General features: G+C 71.5%; 19 protein-coding genes. 8 read left to right on the forward strand and 11 right to left on the reverse strand.

Annotated elements, in window-relative coordinates; all coding sequences use genetic code 11:
- Window positions 1-711 carry a succinate dehydrogenase gene (locus KQY30_RS02925; protein ID WP_217305415.1) on the reverse strand — a complete coding sequence of 237 codons (711 nt, stop codon included), beginning with the start codon at window positions 709-711 and terminating at the stop codon, window positions 1-3.
- 96 nt (window positions 712-807) lie between these two features.
- On the opposite strand from KQY30_RS02925, the gene KQY30_RS02930 reads away from it, so the two are divergent.
- On the forward strand, window positions 808-1,770 hold the full coding sequence (locus KQY30_RS02930) for a LysR family transcriptional regulator (RefSeq protein WP_254406913.1): 963 nt from the start codon (window positions 808-810) through the stop codon (window positions 1,768-1,770).
- Here the strand turns inward: KQY30_RS02930 and KQY30_RS02935 are convergent.
- The 3 genes from KQY30_RS02935 to KQY30_RS02945 form a co-directional block, all read right to left on the reverse strand.
- Window positions 1,740-3,911, reverse strand: a complete 2,172-nt coding sequence (locus tag KQY30_RS02935; protein WP_302185297.1) for a bifunctional diguanylate cyclase/phosphodiesterase — start codon at window positions 3,909-3,911, stop codon at window positions 1,740-1,742. The genes KQY30_RS02930 and KQY30_RS02935 overlap by 31 nt on opposite strands.
- Complete coding sequence (locus KQY30_RS02940; RefSeq protein ID WP_217305417.1) at window positions 3,908-4,720, reverse strand: SAM-dependent methyltransferase; 813 nt, start codon at window positions 4,718-4,720, stop codon at window positions 3,908-3,910. The genes KQY30_RS02935 and KQY30_RS02940 overlap by 4 nt, the downstream gene beginning before the upstream one ends.
- 220 nt (window positions 4,721-4,940) lie before the next feature.
- Window positions 4,941-5,891, reverse strand: a complete 951-nt coding sequence (locus KQY30_RS02945) for an SCO0930 family lipoprotein (protein WP_217305418.1) — start codon at window positions 5,889-5,891, stop codon at window positions 4,941-4,943.
- Window positions 5,892-6,140: 249 nt separating this feature from the next.
- On the opposite strand from KQY30_RS02945, the gene KQY30_RS02950 reads away from it, so the two are divergent.
- The 3 genes from KQY30_RS02950 (at window position 6,141) to KQY30_RS02960 (ending at window position 8,259) form a co-directional block, all read left to right on the forward strand.
- The gene (locus tag KQY30_RS02950; RefSeq protein WP_217305419.1) at window positions 6,141-6,626 is read left to right on the forward strand and encodes a hypothetical protein; all 486 of its coding nucleotides are present in this window, start codon (window positions 6,141-6,143) and stop codon (window positions 6,624-6,626) included.
- A gap of 111 nt (window positions 6,627-6,737) precedes the next feature.
- On the forward strand, window positions 6,738-7,502 hold the full coding sequence (locus KQY30_RS02955; protein ID WP_217305420.1) for a DUF4239 domain-containing protein: 765 nt from the start codon (window positions 6,738-6,740) through the stop codon (window positions 7,500-7,502).
- 190 nt (window positions 7,503-7,692) lie between these two features.
- On the forward strand, window positions 7,693-8,259 hold the full coding sequence (locus KQY30_RS02960; protein WP_217305421.1) for a hypothetical protein: 567 nt from the start codon (window positions 7,693-7,695) through the stop codon (window positions 8,257-8,259).
- Between the two features lie 153 nt (window positions 8,260-8,412).
- Here the strand turns inward: KQY30_RS02960 and KQY30_RS02965 are convergent, their stop codons facing one another.
- Window positions 8,413-8,898, reverse strand: coding sequence for a hypothetical protein (locus KQY30_RS02965; protein ID WP_217305422.1), 486 nt, complete (start codon window positions 8,896-8,898; stop codon window positions 8,413-8,415).
- Window positions 8,899-9,209: 311 nt separating this feature from the next.
- Here KQY30_RS02965 and KQY30_RS02970 point away from each other — a divergent pair, with 311 nt between their 5' ends.
- Entirely contained in the window at window positions 9,210-9,869 is a 660-nt protein-coding gene (locus tag KQY30_RS02970) for a class F sortase (protein ID WP_217305423.1), read from the forward strand.
- 219 nt (window positions 9,870-10,088) lie between these two features.
- Here the strand turns inward: KQY30_RS02970 and KQY30_RS02975 are convergent, their stop codons facing one another.
- Window positions 10,089-10,949 (reverse strand): polysaccharide deacetylase family protein, encoded by an 861-nt coding sequence (locus KQY30_RS02975; protein WP_217305424.1) that lies wholly within the window; start codon window positions 10,947-10,949, stop codon window positions 10,089-10,091.
- A 213-nt stretch (window positions 10,950-11,162) separates the two neighbouring features.
- Here KQY30_RS02975 and KQY30_RS02980 point away from each other — a divergent pair, with 213 nt between their 5' ends.
- Window positions 11,163-11,621, forward strand: a complete 459-nt coding sequence (locus KQY30_RS02980) for a universal stress protein (protein ID WP_217305425.1) — start codon at window positions 11,163-11,165, stop codon at window positions 11,619-11,621.
- A 108-nt stretch (window positions 11,622-11,729) separates the two neighbouring features.
- Here the strand turns inward: KQY30_RS02980 and KQY30_RS02985 are convergent, their stop codons facing one another.
- Window positions 11,730-12,911: a CapA family protein gene (locus KQY30_RS02985; protein WP_217305426.1), complete on the reverse strand. Its 1,182-nt coding sequence runs from the start codon at window positions 12,909-12,911 to the stop codon at window positions 11,730-11,732.
- 273 nt (window positions 12,912-13,184) lie between these two features.
- Between KQY30_RS02985 and KQY30_RS02990 the strand changes: the two genes are divergently transcribed.
- Window positions 13,185-13,763 carry a sigma-70 family RNA polymerase sigma factor gene (locus KQY30_RS02990; protein WP_217305427.1) on the forward strand — a complete coding sequence of 193 codons (579 nt, stop codon included), beginning with the start codon at window positions 13,185-13,187 and terminating at the stop codon, window positions 13,761-13,763.
- Here the strand turns inward: KQY30_RS02990 and KQY30_RS37320 are convergent.
- Complete coding sequence (locus tag KQY30_RS37320; RefSeq protein ID WP_367997385.1) at window positions 13,700-14,023, reverse strand: zf-HC2 domain-containing protein; 324 nt, start codon at window positions 14,021-14,023, stop codon at window positions 13,700-13,702. The genes KQY30_RS02990 and KQY30_RS37320 overlap by 64 nt on opposite strands.
- 109 nt (window positions 14,024-14,132) lie before the next feature.
- Here KQY30_RS37320 and KQY30_RS03000 point away from each other — a divergent pair, with 109 nt between their 5' ends.
- On the forward strand, window positions 14,133-14,663 hold the full coding sequence (locus tag KQY30_RS03000; protein WP_217305429.1) for a hypothetical protein: 531 nt from the start codon (window positions 14,133-14,135) through the stop codon (window positions 14,661-14,663).
- Window positions 14,664-14,781: 118 nt separating this feature from the next.
- On the opposite strand, the gene KQY30_RS03005 is transcribed toward KQY30_RS03000, so the two are convergent.
- Genes KQY30_RS03005 through KQY30_RS03015 form a run of 3 tightly spaced genes read right to left on the reverse strand, consistent with a single transcriptional unit; the run spans window position 14,782 to window position 17,899 of the window.
- Entirely contained in the window at window positions 14,782-15,972 is a 1,191-nt protein-coding gene (locus KQY30_RS03005; RefSeq protein ID WP_217305430.1) for a sensor histidine kinase, read from the reverse strand.
- Entirely contained in the window at window positions 15,969-17,531 is a 1,563-nt protein-coding gene (locus KQY30_RS03010) for a cation acetate symporter (protein ID WP_217305431.1), read from the reverse strand. Before KQY30_RS03010 ends, KQY30_RS03005 begins: the two co-directional genes overlap by 4 nt.
- Window positions 17,528-17,899 (reverse strand): hypothetical protein, encoded by a 372-nt coding sequence (locus KQY30_RS03015; protein ID WP_232788683.1) that lies wholly within the window; start codon window positions 17,897-17,899, stop codon window positions 17,528-17,530. Before KQY30_RS03015 ends, KQY30_RS03010 begins: the two co-directional genes overlap by 4 nt.
- Between the last annotated feature and the right edge of the window lie 131 nt (window positions 17,900-18,030).

Consider the following 18,030-nt stretch of genomic DNA (forward strand, 5'->3'; position numbering starts at 1 on the left):
TCAGCTCACCACTCCGGTCATGACGGCGACGGGTACGGCGATGAAGCCCGCGGTCAGCGCCACCGCCAGCACGGTGGCCGTGGTCTTCAGGGCGCGTTCGCGGGTGGCGCTGCCCGCGCCGAGGGTCTGCGCGGCGCTCCAGAAGCCGTGCTGGACGTGCAGGCCGAGCGCGAGCATCGCGATGATGTAGATGGCGTTCCCGTACCAGGTGGAGAAGGTGTCCACGACGTTCTGGTACGGATGGCCGGGCTGGAAGCCGCCGGGGTGCGCGGTGCCGGTCGTCAGGTCGAGGATGTGCCAGACGATGAACAGGCCGAGGATGATCCCGCCCCAGCGCATGGTCCTGGTGGCATAGCCGGCGCGTGGGCGCTTGTGCACGTATTTGCTGGGGCGTGCGGCGAGGTCGCGGCGGCTGAGCTGGTACGCGCAGACCGCGTGCAGCACGACGGCGACGACCAGGACCGTACGGACGATCCACAGCGCCCACTCGTAGTGCAGGACGGGCTCGCCCAGGGTGCGCAGCCAGTGCGCGTACCCGTTGAACTCGGGCGGCCCGAAGAAGATCTTGAGATTGCCGAGCATGTGCGCGACCAGATAGCCGAGCATGATCAGGCCGCTTACGGCCATGACCGCTTTCTTTCCGATCGTGGATCCCCAGAGGGTGCGGGTCATGGACGGCCGTTGGTCCGTCCCCCGCGTTGCCAGCGCCATGAACAGCACGCTAGGCCGCGGGATGCCGAGTGGTCCAAGACATGGACCGGCTCATCTCCATAGCCCGTGCCTATCGCGCGATCTATGGTGGCTTCCATGCAGTTCCAGCAGCTTCTCTACTTCGTGGCCGTCGCCGAGACCCGGCACTTCACCCGTGCCGCGGAGCGCGTGCATGTGTCGCAGCCGTCCCTGTCGCAGCAGATCAGAGCGCTGGAGAAGGAGCTGGGGGCCGAGCTGTTCAGCCGCGCCCGGGGCAATGTCGCGCTCACCGACGCGGGCGAGGCGCTGCTGCCGCTGGCCCGGCGGATCCTGGCCGACACCGAGACCGCCCGGCACGAGGTGCAGGAGCTGGCTCAGCTACGCCGCGGCCGGGTCAGGCTGGGCGCGACCCCCAGTGTGTGCACGGGCCTGCTGCCCGATGTGCTGCGCGCCTTCCACGATCTGCATCCGGGCATCCAGTTGCTGATCGAGGAGAGCGGCTCGCACGATCTCGTACGGGAGCTGGCGCGCGGGGCGCTGGATCTGGCGCTGGTGGTACTGCCCCTGCCGTCCGCGTCCCCCGCGCTGACCACGGTCGAGCTGCTGCACGAGGACCTGGTGGTGGTCTCGTCCGCCGCCGTCGCGCCACCGGAGCGCCCGCTCAGGATCGCCGATCTGGAGGGCGAGCCGCTGGTGATGTTCCGGCACGGCTACGACCTGCGCGAGCTGACCGTCGCCGCCTGCCGGGCCGCCGGGTTCGAGCCGTCGTTCACCGTGGAGGGCGGCGAGATGGACGCCGTCCTCGGTTTCGTACGGGCCGGACTCGGCCTGGCGGTCGTACCGAGCATGGTGGCGGCGCGGGCGCGCGATCTGCGGGTCACGGCCCTGGCGAGGCCGGGGCTGCACCGTACGATCGCGCTCGCCCACCGCAGTGATGTCGCCCCGCCGCGCGCCGCCCGCGAACTCCAGAAGGTGCTGCTGGCCACGCAGACCGCCGCCCGCGGACGGGCCGGGAGCACGCCTCGTACCCCCGGACCGTCCGCGCCCGGTCAGACCGCGTCCGCGAGCGACAGCGTGTGAAGCTGCTCGGGCGGCCCCGGCCTGGCGTAGTACCAGCCCTGCGCGGTGTCGCAGCCGAGCCGCCGCAGATGCTCCGCCTGCGCCCCGGTCTCCACCCCCTCGACCGTGACCGCCAGCTCCAGGCTGTGCGCGAGTGAGACGATCCCCTCCACGATCTTCAGATCGACCGGGTCCGCCGGATGCTGCTGCATCCCCTGGGTGAAGGAGCGGTCGAGCTTGAGCACGCTCACCGGCAGCCTGCGCAGATTGGCCAGGTTCGAGTAGCCGGTCCCGAAGTCGTCGAGCGCGATGTCGACACCCATCTCGGCGAGCTGGCGCAGCGGCTTGAGCAGATCCTCGTCGGCGCCGATCAGCGCCGACTCGGTCACCTCCAGACAGAGCGACCCCGGCGGCAGACCGATCCGCTCCAGCACCTCGACCGTGTCGGCGACGAGCCCGGGGTGGTGGAGCTGGGCCGGGGAGAGGTTCACATTGATCCGCAGCGGTCCGCCGAGCGTGCCCTCGGGGAGCGTCTGGTGCCAGAACATGGCCTGCCGCACGGACTGTTCCAGCACCCAGCGCCCGAGCGGCACGATCAGACCGGTGTGCTCCGCGAGCGGGATGAACCGGTCCGGACCGAGCACCCCGTGCTGCGGATGAGACCAGCGCACCAGCGCCTCCGCGCCGTGCACCGTCCCGTCGTCGAGATGGACCAGCGGCTGGTACTCGATGAAGAACTCGCCGCGCTCCAGGGCGGCCGGCAGCGCGGTGGTCAGTCCGTGCCGGGTGATGGCGCGGGCGTCGGCCTCCGGGTCGGCCAGCTCGTAGCGGTTGCCGCCCGCCGCCTTGGCCCGGTACATGGTGATGTCCGCGCTGCGCAGCACCTCGGCGGGGCTGTGCTCGGCGGCGAGCCCCTCCACGATGCCGATACTGCCCCGTACGGTGAACTCCCGGCCGTCCAGCAGGATCGGGGTCGCCAGCGCGCCCAGGATCCGGGAGGCGAGATCCGCCACCGCGCGCTCGGTGTCCGGTCCCGTGGTCAGCGCCACGAACTCGTCGCCGCCGATCCGGGCCACCATCTCGCCGGGCGCGGTCGCGCAGCTCTGGAGCCGGTCCGCGACCTCGACCAGCAGCCGGTCGCCCGAGGCGTGGCCCAGGCTGTCGTTGATCGCCTTGAAGCCGTCGAGATCGAGGTAGCAGAGGCCGAAGCGGGCGCTCTCGGCGGCGGAGAGGGTCTTCTCCAGCCGCTCGAAGAACAGGGTCCGGTTGGGCAGTCCGGTCAGGGCGTCGTGCGTGGCCTCGTACCGCAGCCGCAGATTGAGCAGCCGCCGCTCGGTCGTGTCCTCCATCAGCGCGAGCTGGTACTGCGGGGTGCCCTCGGCGTCCCGGAGCAGCGAGACCGTCAGATTGGTCCAGAGGACGGTGCCGTCATTGCGGTAGAAGGGCTTCTCGGCGCGGAAGTGCTCGCGCTCGCCGCGGACCAGCTCGCCGTACATCCGCCAGAAGTGCGGTACGTCCTCGGGGTGGCCCCACTCGCTCACATTCCTGCTGCGGACATGGTGTTCGAGTCCGCCGAACATCTCGGTGAGGGTGTCGTTGACCTCCAGCACATTGCCTTCGAGGTCGGCTATGCCGATTCCGAAGGCCGCGCCCTCGAACACCGCGCGGAAGCGGGTCTCGGTGGCGTGCAGCGCCTCTTCGGCCTGGCTACGCGCGGAGAGCGCGGAGCGGGCGATGGCCTCCTGCTCGGCGAGGGTGCGCTCGCGCAGTGCCTGGGCGAAGCCCGCGGCGAGGGAGTGCTGGAGGCGGGCGCAGCGGGCCCGGCTCTCCTCGACCGGCAGCTCGTCCGTACCGCAGTACAGGACCAGGTACGAGTCGACGACGCCGAGGGTACGGGTGAGCGCCTCGGGGTCGGTGCAGTGCGCGGCCACCAGGGCGGCGCCGACACGCGCCGCGGGCGCGGTGTCGAAGGGGCGCGCGTGCAGCGCGTCCTTCAGCTCCCGGGCCAGGGGCGCCAGTCGGGTCTCGAACTCGGGGCGGGTCAGGGACGTGGCCGCGGCGGGGAAGACCGCCCGGCTCCAGATCGTGGCGAACCGTCTGAGTCTGTCTTCCGGGCCGTCCGGATCCGCCGCGGAGCCCGCCGGCTGCGACGGCACCATCACGCCTTGCGTCCCACTCCGGCGAAGCCCGCGAAGGCGTACGGGTCCTCCTGGGCGACGGGGCATTCGGGGCGCCACTCGGGCATGGCCACCAGACCGGGCTCGACCAGCTCGAAGCCGTCGAAGAACCGGGCGGTCTCCTCACGGGTCCGCATCACCAGCGGGCTGCGGATGTCCCGGTAGACGTCGACCGCGCCGTCCGCCTGCTCGCGCGGCACCGGAAGGCGGTCGTACGAGGCGTGGGTGAGGACGAGCAGACTGCCGGGCGCGAGCGCGTCGCGCAGCTCGGCCACCGCGCCGTACGGGTCGTCCGCGTCCTCCAGGAAGTGGAGAACGGCGACGAGCAGCAGGGCCACCGGCCGCTCGGTGTCCAGGAGTTGGAGCGCCTCGGGAGTGCCGAGGAGCTCTGCGGGCTTGCGGAGATCGGCGCTCACGACGGCGGCGTTCTCATTGCCTTCGAGCACCGCCCGGCTGTGGGCCACGGCGACGGGGTCGTGGTCGACATAAAGGACCCGGGCTCCGGGGTGCGCGGCCTGGGCGACTTCATGGACATTTCCGAAGGTGGGAATACCGGAGCCGATGTCGAGAAACTGGGAGACGCCTTCGGCCAGGGCGAATTCGACAGCACGGCGCATGAACGCCCGGTTCGCCTTCATGATCTTGGGCAGCCCCGGCACGAACTCCATTGCCTTGCGCGCGGCTTCCCTGTCCACTTCGAAATTGTACGAACCGCCCAGATAGTAGTCGTAAATGCGGGAAACGCTCGGCACCGATATGTCGATGCCTCGCGGGGCCCAGGCGGGACGCTCCATCGATGTCTCCAACACGTAGCCACGGGTCGCGGCCAAGTACCTGGCCGGTTGTTCGAGCCGAGGCTACTGATCGCCCGCCAAGAGAGCGAGCCCAAACGGAAATTAGCGATCCGTTCTTGGTCACACGCCGGCGGCACGTACGGCTGGAGAGGCCCTGGGTCCGCCGTCGCGCGGGAGGGGCGAGACGGCGGACCGGAGGGGCCGGAGCACGGTGTGGGGACTACTTGGACGCTCCGACCAGCTTGGCATTCGGGGAAACCGCGTACCAGGTGCCGCCCACGCCCTGACCATTGGTGTCGCCCGGCTTTGTGTCGCCGCTGAAGGTGTAGAGCGGCCAGCAGTCCATGGTCTGCTGCTTGATTCCATCGGGCCTGTCGAAGGTCACGAAGCCCTTCTTGGTGATGCCTTCGGTGTCATTCTTGTCGACGGGTGCGACAACCGGCCACTTCTCCAGGCACTCGCCGGTGCAGGCCGTCGACATCGGCCACGCGGTGTCCTTCTTGAACCGGTACACCGTCATTCCCTGTGAATCCACCACGATGTCGCCGAGCTTGGGGTCCTTGCGGACGGACAGGCCCGGGAGATCACCGGCGTTCACCTCGTCGTCCGAGCCGGCACCGGAGGCGTCGGCGGGCGCGGCCTTCTTGCCGTCGGGGGCAGAGGCGAACCATGTGCCGCCCACGCCCTGGCCGTTGGCGTCGCCGGGGCTGGTGTCCTTCGCGTACCGGTACATCGGCCAGCCCGCGATGGTGAGCTGCTTGGTGCCGTCGGCGCGGGTGATCTCGCCGAGGAGCGAGGGGTCGGTGCCGGGCGCGGCCTTGGCTCCGTCGGGCGAGACCACGGGCCAGGCGGTGGCACAGTCGCCCTCGCAGTTCGAGGTGGGCGGCTCGGCCGTGTCCTTGTCGAAGCGGTAGAGCGTGAACCCCTCGCTGTCGGTGACGACTTCGCCGAGTTCCTTGCTGTCCCACACGGCGAGCTGGCCCGCCTTCTTGGCCACCGCGGCGCCCGTGTCGGTGCCGTAGCCGCTGTCCGCTCCGTAGCCCGCGTCGGCCGGCTTGGCGGCGCCGACGGACAGACCGGTCTCGGTGCCCTGCTCCTGACCGCACGCCGTCGTCAGGGCCAGTACGGCCGCCGCGGTCACCGCGAGCGAGGCGTTCCGCCAGGTGTTCATGTCAACTCCTGTTGTCCGTAAGCCAGTTGATGCGCCTGGCTGCGCCGTTCATGGCCCTAAGTACGGGCCCGACGCACCGCAGCGTTCAACGCGACCGGAAAAAACTTCCGGCGCTCAAACCTGCTGGAGCCCAAATCCCCCAAACGGGCGAATCCGAGCGCCTTCCGGCGTGCCGCGGCCGACCGGGGAACAGGCTCCTGCCGTGTATGGATCGCTCGTCGGACGGCTGTCGGCTGCCGTCGCACTCCTATGGCTGTCGGCCGTGCCCACGCCGGCCTCGGCGCATACCTGCGTGTACGCCTCGGTGGGTCCCCATGGACACCATCTCGTGGTGTCCGTGTCGGTGGGCGGCCGCCACTGCCCGACGCCGACCCCGACGCCTTCGCCGACCCCGGAGCCGCCCAGCCCGACGCCTTCGCCGACGCCGTCCCCCACGCCACCGCCGCCGACTCCGACGCCCACGCCTCCGGAGCCGCCCGCACCACCGACACCGACACCCCGGCCGACGCCGAAGCCGACGCCTCCGCCGGCCCCGAGTGTCAAGCCGAAGCCACCGGCGCCCGTCCGGCCCGCCGCCAGGGCGCCACGGCCCGTTCCGCCCGCGCCCGCGCCGGTACGGAAGCCGCCGCCCGCCCCGGACCCGAGCCCGGTAAGGCCGTCCCCCGGGCCGACGCCCCCGGCGAGCCCCTCGCCGTCCCGGGTGCCCCTGCCCGCGTACCGCGAGGCGACCCGTGACCAGCCCGGCGGAGGACCCTCGCTGGTCTCGCTGATGCTCCTGATCACGGCCCCCGCCGTCCTGGCCGTCGCCGTCCTGCGTCCCCGCTCCCGCTGATCCACGGAGAATCCATGTCGGAATGGCTCGTCCTGAGCATCGCGATGGCCGCCGCCTGCGCGGTCGTCCTCACCATCGTCGTCATCAACAACCGCCGTGTGCCGGACGACGACGATCCCTCCGGGACACCGGACGTCATGGAGTACATGACGATGATGATCGGCGTGATCTACGCGATCGTGCTGGGCCTGGCGATCGCCGGTGTCTGGGAAGGCCGCAGCGCCGCCCAGGAGTCCGTGCGCCAGGAGGCCCAGTCCCTGCACGAGATCCGGCAGCGGGTCCAGGTCTACCCGGCGGCGGTCAGGGACCGGATCCGCGACGACGTCGACGAGTACGTCTCGTACGTCGTCCACCGTGAATGGCCGTACATGGCCGAGCACGAGGCGCTCAGCGCGGAGGGGACCCGGCTGTTCGACCAACTGCGGCGCGATGTCACGCAGTACGCCCCGAAAACCGAGCTGGAGGGGCAGGCGTACCAGCCCCTGGTGGACGAGGTGGCCGCCGCCGACGACGCCAGAGGGGCGCGCGGCGGGAGCGCGGGGGCGACGATGCCATGGGTGGTCTGGTTCGGTCTGATCACCGGCGCGGTGGTCACGGTGGGGCTGATCTTCGTGCTCCAGATCCGCCGTACGTTCCGTGAACTGCTGCTGGCGGGGCTCTTCAGCGCGCTGATCGCCTTCCTGCTCTTCCTCATCTGGGACTTCGACGCGCCGTACGGCCGTGGGATCGCCGCGACCGCGGCGCCCTTCCTGGATCTGTTCCCGCAGGCAGGAGGCTGAACGCGCGGGCCGTCAAGAGGGCCGTACCGGACACGGGTGTCCGCCGTTCGAGGGACACCCGTGCCCCATTCGCCCGCCAGCGATCGCGAGTGTGATAACGCGCTCTTAGCGTTTCTGGCAACGAGGAGCATGCGCCGACATGTGCGGAAACCGGTTCCGCCGCTGCTCCCCGGGACCCGGAGGATTCACCATGCGAGCGATACGTGCCGCGTCCGCCGCTCTGCTGGGAGTGGCCGCATTCGCCCTGACCGCACCTGCCGCGGCCGCCGCCGACGCGCCGTTCGGATACAGCATCACCCCGTCCACGGTCGCGCCCGGTGGCCGGGTGACGCTGGCCGTCACCAAGTGCAGCACGCCCGCCACCGCCTCCTCCGGCGTCTTCGACACCGTCACCATCCCCTCCGGCCGCACGGCGACGGCCACCGTCGACTGGGACGCCAAGGCGGGCGCGCGGTACGAGGTGACCTTCACCTGCAACGGCGTCTCGGCGAAGACCACCCTCGCCGTCTCCAACTCCGCCAGGACACCGGCCCCCGTGCCGGTGCCCACGGGGACCACGGGGACCACCGGGACCACCGGGGCCGTACCGGCGCCCGCGGGCACCGTCAGCTCGCCCGGCGGGGTCAGGGGCGGCCTCGGCGGCAGCATCGGCGGAATGAACATGGCCGAGATCCTCACCGGTACGGCGCTGGTGGTGGCCGGCATCACGGGGACCGTCTACGCCATCCGGCGGCGGGCCGAGCACCGTGGCCACTGAGGAGCGCACACCGGCCGGTGCGTGCCACCCCCTGCCCGGTCCTCCGCCCGGTGGGCAGCCAGGAATCCCGTCGCCCCGAGTCCTCCGCCCGGACTCGGGGTGACGGGCATGCGGGGCGCTCCGGCCCCCGCGAGGACCGGACCGTACGGCCGTTCAGACCCCCGCACCGGTGAGCCGACGGCGGCGCGCGAGGAACAGGGAACCGCCGACGGCCGCCGTGGCGACCAGCCCGCCGCCGACCGCCATCTCCGTGGAGCTGGGGCCGATGGAACCGCCGAGCCCGCCCAGCGCGCCGCGCCCCGCGAGCACCTCGAACTGGTGGGTCTCGACCCGGTTGTTGTCACTGCACTTGACGGCAAGGTTGTAGCGGCCGGGTGTGGCGTCGTCGTGGATCCGCGCCACCGCCCTGGAGTGCCCCGACGGATTGACCGACAGCTCGACCCGCCGGAAGGCGTTGGACGTGACAGTCCCGCCGTGGCCGCAGCCCTGGACGGTGATCTCGATCCTGCCGCCCTGATGGACCGAGAACGGATTGACGGTGACATTCCTCGGACCGTCCGTGGCGGCGGCCAGTGGGGCGGAGAGCGCCACGGCCGCGCAGGCGGCCGCGGACACCGCGAGAGCGCGTGAAGCACGCATCGTTGAACCTCCAGCGGAAGACGCCCCAAAGCGGTGCTCCGGGAGATTCGACGAGTACGCCTTCCATGACGAACCATCACCGCGCGACCCCATCGTCGCACTTCGGCACTGGTCCACCCCGGTGAGCCGACACGCCGACCGGAGGCCGTCCGGCCCGATGGAGGCGCAGGTCACCGACCGTCAGAGATTTTTATATGCCGATTACTCGGATGGGTCAGCGCGGAGGGTTCCGCCACCCGTTCGCCCGCCTCTGATCGCGGACCTGGACCGGCGCCCTTACCGTGCGAGCAGACCCCCACGAAGGGAGAACTATGGCCAAGGACCATTACGCTCCGGAGTCGAGACTGCGGTCGCCCTGGGGCGTTCTGGCTCTCGTCATGCTCACCGGTATCGCCCTGATGCGCAACGGGCTGGATGTCTCGCTGGGGCCGCCGCAGCCCGCCTCGGCGGCCGGTCTCGGGCGTCCGGACCCGGCCGCGGCGGCCGCGCACACGATGCCGATCGTGAAGCCGCTGCCGTACGCCCCGATGTCGCGGCTGCGGATCCCGGCGATCAAGGTCGACACCCCGGTCGTCGATGTCGGGCTCGACTCGGACGGCTGGATCGCGGCCCCGCCGCCGCGGGACCCCAATCTCGCCGGCTGGTACCAGAACGGCATCGCGCCGGGCCAGCGCGGCACCTCGGTGGTCGTGGGCCATGTCGACAACCAGGCGGGACCGGCCGTCTTCTACGCCCTGGGTTCGCTGGAGAAGCGCCAGCACATCGAGGTGACCCGGTTCGACAACCGGACCGCGGTGTTCGAGATCTACGGGGTCGAGGTCTTCGCCAAGAACGGCTTCCCCGGCGCCCGGGTCTACGGCGACACCGGCCATGCCGAGCTGCGCGTGATCACCTGTGGCGGCGGCTACTCGAAGTCCGGCGGGTACGCGGGCAATGTCGTCGTCTTCGCCCGCCTGATCGGGACGCGCTGACCGGGACGCGCCGGGCGAGGCGGGCCGGCCGGGGGCGGGCCGGGCGCGCAGGTACGGGCCGGCCCTCGCGACACCGCGAGGGGCCGGGAATGACTGGGGCCGGCCGGCTCACTCGGGCCGGCCGGCCCATCGGTGCGTATGGTGCGTATCTCCCGGTGCCCCTCCCGGCACATGTCCGGAGGCGCGGCCCGGGGCGTGTCTCTCATCCGGCCCGCCGTCTCAGCGGTGCGGCACCGCGATGCGGTAGCCGCTCTTCAGCAGCTTGGGCAGATAGGTACGGAGCGCCGCCACACTCTGCGAACGGTTGCCGCCCGCGTCGTGCGACAGCACCACCACCCCCGGGCCCGCGCCGTCCAGCACCGCGTCGACGATCGACTTGGTGCCCGGGGTGTTCCAGTCGAGGGTGTCGACGGTCCAGGCGAGGGGTTCCATGCCCAGTTCGGCGCCGATCTCGAAGGAGTGCTTGTTCCAGGCGCCGTACGGTGCCCGGTACCAGAGCGGCGCGGTGCCCACGATCTCCTCGATCACCTCGCTGGTCCTGCCCATCTCCTTGCGGATACTGGACGGCCGCAGGCTGGGCATGAGCGGATGGCTCCAGGTGTGGTTGCACACCACATGCCCGTCGTCGGCGATCTCCCGCAGCAGATCCGGATACTCCTCGGCCTGTCCGCCGCAGACGAAGAACATCGCCCGGACGTCATAGGTGCGCAGGGTGCGCAGGATGCCCGGGGTGTAGCGGGGGTCGGGTCCGTCGTCGAAGGTGAGCACCATGCTCCTGCCCAGCTCCGGCAGGTTCAGGAGGGGCTTCTTGCGTACCGGCGGCAAGGCTCTGCGCAGGCCGAGCGGGGGCCCCTCGGTCATGGGCTGGAGCCGGTACGCGGAGGGCTTGAGCGGGGGGCTCGCCTTCGCGCCCGCCGCCTCCACGGCTTCCTTGGCACCCGCCTGCGGGGCCGGAACCACAGGGGGGCCGGGCGTCTGAGCCTGGCCCGCGGTGAACATCCGGGCGACGAGGGCGGCGCCGAGGCAGGCGGCGACCCGCAGCACAGCACGCCGACCCGGAATCATCTGATCCTTTTTCATGACCAATGGCTCGCACGGCGGATGGTTCCCACCGCTCAGCAACACCCCGAAGCCGGGCGAAAGCACCCGATGGGATGAGCACCGCCACGGTCCCGGACACCCTGCGCCAAAGGGAGCGAAAGTGTCTCACGGATGCCCGGTCCGGCCACAATCGCAGCCGATCACAGCGGCCCCCCGAGGGCCCCGGTCGCCGGAAACGGATAGCCTGCGTCCGTGACCCCGCAGCCCACCAGATTCGAACGCGGTACCGACGGCCCGAAGGTGATCGTCGTCGGCGTGGACGGGTCGAAGTCCTCGTTCCGCGCGGCTTCGTACGCCGGCGGTCTCGCCCGGCGGCAGAACGCGCTGCTCGCCATCGTCTACGTGCAGCCGGTGCTCGCGGCGGGCGCGGCCCTGGGTGCCCCGGTCGCGGACACGACCGGCGAGATCGCCGAGGGGCTCATGCAGGAGATCCGGGAGGCGATAGAGCGGGTCAAGGACGTCTGGGACGTCCGCTGGGAGTTCCACACCTTCCACGGCGACCCGTACAACGGGCTGGTCACCGCCGCCGACGAGCTGAAGGCCGACGCGGTGGTGGTGGGTGCCTCGGAGTCGGCGGGGCACCGGATCATCGGCTCGGTGGCGGTACGCCTGGTCAAGGCGGGCCGCTGGCCGGTGACGGTCGTCCCGTAGGGCCGGGACGCCCTGTAGTGCCGGGACCGGAAGAAGCCCCCCAGTGGGGCGCTGAGGGGCTTCCGCGGTGCCGTGTCCTCGATCGCCGGACCGGGGATTCCCGCCGCGTCAGCGGCCCATCCTCAGCCCGGCCGCCTTGGCGCCGCGGCTGAGCACCGCCTCGCTGATGTCCGACTGGATCTCGCGGTAGTCCTCCCGCCCGGGATCGCTCCGTACCGCCTCCGGCAGATTGACCACCCGCAGGGTGTCCAGGTCCATCATCTGCGGGATGAACTCGGCCTTCTTGACCTGCCAGCGTCCGCCCTTCTCCGCGGGCGGCGCGAAGGTGAAGCGCCCGATCGAGCCGTGGTTGCCGCGGTCGTCCAGATCTCCGTCGTCGTTGGTCATCGTGCCGGCGACCTGGTCGCCCATCCCGTAGATGATCCAGGTGCCGTTGACCTTCTCGTACGGCTGCGGGACATGCGCGTGGGTGCCGAGGATCAGGTCGATGTCGGGCCGGCCGCCGCTGCGGGAGGCGGTGAGCTTCTTGCCCAGGGCGATCTGCTGCTCGTCGGGCTCGGTCTGCCACTCGGTGCCCCAGTGCAGGCTCACCACGACGACATCGGCCCCGGCCGTCCGGGCGGCACGGGCGTCGGCGACGATCTGCTCGTCGTCGATGACACCGACCGCCCAGGGCTGGTCCTCGGGGAACGGGTTGTCGTTGGTGTCGAAGGTGTACGCGAGCTGGGCGATCTTCGCGCCGCCGGCCTTCATCAGGGCCGGGCGCATGGACTCGGCGACCGAGCGGGCCGAGCCCGCGTGCCGGACGCCCGCCTTGTCGAGGGCGTCGAGGGTACGGCGTACCCCGTCGGCCCCGTCGTCCAGGCTGTGGTTCGAGGCGGTGGAGCACGAGTCGTAGCCGGTGTCCTTGAGGCCCTGGGCGACCTCCGGCGGGGACACGAAGGACGGATAGCCGCTGAACGGGCCGCCCTCCTCGCCGTACACCGTCTCCATGTGGCAGATCGCCACGTCCGCGCCGGAGACCACCGGCTTCACCGCGGCGAACATCGGCGCGAAGTCATAGCCCTCGCCTTCCGCGTCGGACTCCGCCTGGTCGATGACGGAATCGTGCGGAAGGACGTCGCCCGAGGCGACAAGGGTGAATCCGCGGTGCGGAGCGGCGCCGTCCGCGGCGGGGCCGTGGTGCGGCCGGTCGGGGGTGGGGGGCCGCTCGGGTCCCGCGCAGGCTGCCGCGGTTCCGAGGAGCACCGCGGCGGCGGCGACCGCTCCCTGTCGCATGCGCTTGGTCATGGCCGTACTCCGTCTTCCGAGGATCATTCGGTGATATCAACGCAATGAATCCATATAGTCATATAAATGGATGTCAAGTCACCAAGCCGACAAGGCGAAGGAAAGGGACCGAACGCCGTCACCCGACCGTTCACCGCACCACTCGTCGCAGTGAGCGACCGCTCGTCGCAGAGCCCTGCGCTCCGTCTGTCCCTCGGCGCCGCCATGCGCTCGGATACGGCAGGCGGCGGCCCCTCCGCAGCACAGCGACCCCGACGGGAAAGGGCGTTCACGATGACCACCGCGACGGCCACGGAGACGACCGACGAGCGGGCACTGGCGGAGCTCCAGCGCACGCACGGGCCCGCCCTGCTGAACTTCCTGCTGGGCCTGACCCATGGGGACCGGCAGCGCGCCGAGGACCTGGCGCAGGAGACGCTCGTACGGGCCTGGCAGCACCCCGAGGCGTTCGACGGGCCCTTCGACTCCATGCGGCCCTGGCTGTTCACCGTCGGCCGCAGGCTGGCGATCGACGCACGCAGGTCGCGGCTGGCCCGCCCCTTCGAGGTCAGCGACGGGATACTCGCGGCCACGCCCGACCCGGAGGACCCCACGGAGAGCGCGGTCGCGGTGCTCGATGTACGGGAGGCCGTGAAGGCACTGAGCCAGGAGCACCGGGCGGTGCTGGTGCAGATCTACTTCCGCGGGCTGAGCGTGCACGAGACGGCGCGAGCGCTGGGGATACCGGAGGGCACGGTCAAGTCCCGCTCGTACTACGCGCTACGGGCGCTGGCCCGCTCGCTGCCCGGCTACAGCAGGTCGTCCTCGTCGCAGAGCGCGAGGAGCGACGGTGTGTCGGCCACCTCCAGGTAGGCCGCGCCACACGGGTCGCAGTTGGCGAGATGGTCCGCGACGCGCCGGTCCTCCGCCGGCGCGAGCGCCCCGAGCACATAGGCGCCGAGCAGCGCGCGCACATGCGGACCCCGCGGACCGGGACCGCCCGGGACCCCCGGACCGCTTGGGGCTCCCGGCGCCGGGCGCGACGGGCCGAGGCGGGGGTCCGAACCGGTCGTCCCCTCGCCGGAATCCCCCGTTCCACCGCCGTCCGCGGCACCGCCGGCCACACCCGTCACAATCCGCTCCCGTCCGCCGTCCGATCCTGCCCTTCTGGCCACGCGGGGCGGCCGCCGCCGGTTCAATGCTCCCTGAAGGAGGCTTCGGGGGAAGGAAGGCGGAAAAGCAATGCGTCCGGAATGTACCGAAGGGGCGGGTGGCGGTCTGCTGGTGCCCATGGCTTGGATGTACGCCGAGTACATCGCCGACGAGCTGCTGCGCACCGGCGATCTGATGCCCCCCACGACGCTGGAGTACCGGGCCGGCCGGGACGCGCTGGCCCTGACCATCTTTCTCTCCGAAGGACCGGTGGCCGGCCCCCGCGTCGTGGCCCGGATGGACGAGTGGCGCTCACTGACGGCGTACGGGACGAGCTGGCGCGACTGGGTCTGCGCGCGGCTGGACCGGCTGGAGGCGGCGGCCTTCGAATCCGGTTCACGGAACTGCGATCCGGATCTGGAGCTGGCCGGGGCCGCCTGGCGGTGGCTGGAGGAGACGGAGCTGCTGGCGGCCGATCTCGACGCCATGGGTCCCGCGCGCGCCGACCGCTTCACGGACGGAGCCACCGGCGCGGCCGGGGAGGCGGAGGGGCCGCAGGTGTGGACACCGGCCTGGCAGCTCGGGCTTCCGCTGGGGCATCTGGCCACGCATCTGTACTGACCCCGCCGGGGATCCCCCGGCTCCGCCCCGGACGGCTCCGGCGCTCGGACGGCTCGGGTCCCGGACGGCTCAGGTCCCGGACGGCTCAGGTCCCGGACGGCTCCGGCCCGAGGACGTCTCAGGTCCCGTGCACGCCCGCGCGGTACTTGGGGATCCGTACGGTGATCTTCATCCCGGCGTCCACGCCCGTCTCGATGACGAGGCCGTACTCGTCCCCGTACACCTGGCGCAGCCGTTCGTCCACGTTGAGCAGGCCGATCCCGGTGGACGCGCCGCCCTCGCCGCGCAGGATCCGGCGCAGCCGGTCGGGCTCCATGCCGACCCCGTCGTCCTCGATGACCACCTCGGCCTCGGCCCCGGCGTCGAGGGCGCTGATGGTGATACGGCTGGTGGTGACCGCTCCTTCGAGGCCGTGCTTGACGGCGTTCTCGACCAGCGGCTGAAGGCAGAGGAAGGGCATCGCGACGGGCAGCACCTCGGGCGCGACCTGGAGGGTGACCGAGAGCCGCTCGCCGAACCGGGCCCGTACCAGCGCCAGATACTGGTCTATCGAGTGCAGTTCGTCGGCCAGGGTGGTGAAGTCGCCGTGCCTGCGGAACGAGTAGCGGGTGAAGTCGGCGAACTCCAGCAGGAGTTCACGGGCGCGCTCGGGGTCGGTACGGACGAACGAGGCGATGGCGGCGAGCGAGTTGAAGATGAAGTGCGGGGAGATCTGGGCGCGCAGGGCCCTGATCTCGGCCTCGATCAGCCGGGTGCGGGAGCGGTCCAGCTCCGCGAGTTCGAGCTGTACGGAGACCCAGCGGGCGACCTCTCCGGCCGCCCTGGCGAGCACCGCCGACTCCCTCGGCGCGTAGGCGACAAGGGTGCCGAGCACCCGGTGGTCGACGGTGAGCGGGGCCGCCACGCCCCAGCGCAGCGGGCAGTCGAGATCGCCGCAGCCGCTGGCGAAGGCGGTGTACCGGCCACTGCCCAGCAGCCCCTGGACATGGTCCATCACATGCTTGCCGTGGTGTTCGCCCAGGCCGTCCCAGGCGAGGACCCGCTCCCGGTCGGTGAGACAGAGGGCGTCGGTGCCGAGCAGGGAGCGGAGCCGGCGGGCCGCCTTGCGCGCGCTCTCCTCGGTGAGCCCGGCCCTGAGCGGCGGGGTGGCGAGCGAGGCGGTGTGCAGAGTCTCGAAGGTGGCGTGCTCGACGGGCGTGCCGACATCGCTGGTCCGCTCGGGGCGGGCGGTACGGCGGCCGAGGAGGAAGCCGCCCGCGAGCAGCAGCGGGCCGAGGACGATCAGCACGGCGAGTGCGGCTCCGCTCATCGGACGCCTCCCTTGTGGCTCGTACGGCCGGGACCGCTCGTACCACCCGCTCCGCCAACACCACCGGCTTCGCCCATTTCACCGCGGGCGCCCGGCATCAGTGCCTCCGGGAGGTGGAAGCGCGCCATGGCGGCGTTGGTGCCGGGCGGTATCCGGCTCCGGGTGGCCAGGGACACCAGAATCATCGCGAGAAAGCCCACCGGCACCGACCACACGGCGGGCCAGGCCAGCAGCGCGTGCGGCCAGCCCGACCGTACCGCCCCGCTCACCGTGATCACCGTGGCGGCGAACGACAGTCCGCCGCCCAGCAGCAGCCCCGCGATCGCCCCCGGAGGGGTCAGCCGCCGCCACCAGATCCCCAGCACCAGCAGCGGACAGAACGACGACGCGGAGACCGCGAAGGCCATTCCCACCGAGTCCGCCACCGGCATCCCCGTGATCAGCAGGGACCCGCCGAGCGGTACGGCCATGGCGAGCGGGGTGGCCAGCCTGAAGTGCCGTACACCGCGCGACGGAAGGACATCCTGGGTGAGGACCCCCGCGACCGCCATGGTCAGTCCGGAGGCGGTGGACAGAAACGCGGCGAACGCCCCGCCCGCGACCAGCGCGCCCAGCAGCGCCCCGCCGAGACCGCCGATCGCACGCTCCGGCAGCAGCAGCACCGCGGCGTCGGCGTTCGTACCGTAGGGCAGTTCGGGTACGTAGAGCCTGCCGAGCGCGCCGTACACGGGCGGCAGCAGATAGAACGCGCCGATCAGAGCCAGTACGAAGAGGGTGGTGCGGCGGGCGGCCCGGCCGTTGGGGCTGGTGTAGAAGCGGACGACGACATGGGGCAGGCCCATGGTGCCGAGGAAGGTCGCCACGATCAGTCCATAGGTCGCGTAGAGCGGATGGTCGGCGCGGCCCGCGACGGCGCTCGCCAGATCGAGATCGACGCGCGGCCGGCCGTCGCCCTGCCAGGCCAGCAGCAGGAACAGCGCCGGTACGAGCAGGGCGGTGAGCTTGAGCCAGTACTGGAAGGCCTGGACGAAGGTGATGCTGCGCATCCCGCCCGCCGCCACCGCGACCACCACGACCAGCGCGACCAGCACCCCGCCGAACCAGTCGGGCGCCCCGGTGAGAATCGTCAAGGTCAGCCCCGCGCCCTGGAGTTGGGGCACCAGATAGAGCCAGCCCGCCCCGGCCACGAACACACTGACCAGCCGGCGCACCGCGCGGGATTCGAGCCGGCCCTCGGCGAAGTCGGGGAGCGTGTACGCCCCGGAGCGGCGCAGCGGGGCGGCGACGAAGACCAGCAGCACCAGATAGCCGGCGGTGTAGCCGACCGGGTACCAGAGCATGTCGGGGCCGTGCAGCAGCACCAGTCCCGCGACCCCGAGGAAGGAGGCGGCGGACAGGTATTCACCGCTGATCGCGGCGGCGTTGAGCCCGGGCCCCACCGTGCGGGAGGCGACATAGAAGTCGGAGGTGGTACGGGAGATCCGCAGCCCGAAGCCGCCGACAAGGACGGTCGCGAGGACGACGAGGGCGACGGCGGTCACGGTATAGCTCTGGTTCACGGAACGGGCCGGCCCTTCACCAGCCGGGCGAAGTCACGCTCGTTGCGCTCGGCGCGGCGTACGTACCACCAGGCGAGCAGGGTGAGCAGCGGATAGGCGGCGAAGCCGAGCACCACCCACACCGCCGTCGCGTCGCGCAGCGCGGCGAAGGCCAGCGGCAGGGTGCCGACGACCAGCGCGAGAACGGCGAACGCGGTGAGTCCGGCGCGGAGCTGACCCCGCATCAGGGAGCGGACATAGGCGTCGCCGAGCGCGGTCTGCTCCTCGATCTCCGCCTGGGCGCGGTAGCGGGGCAGCGGCCGTACGCGACGGGGTTCACCGGTGACGACCTCGCGCCGGGGCGCGGGCTGCCGGGACTCGCCGGTCATGGTCTCTCCTCCCCGTCGCGGCCCACGGCTCTGTCGGATGCCGCCGTGCGATACCGCCCCTGCCGGACCACCGTGCCGGACAGTAGGGCCCGGAGTGTACGCAGACCGGCGATCCCGGGGGAAGGCACTGG

It is taken from the genome of Streptomyces sp. GMY02 (assembly GCF_019056675.1).
GTDB lineage: Bacteria > Actinomycetota > Actinomycetes > Streptomycetales > Streptomycetaceae > Streptomyces > Streptomyces odonnellii.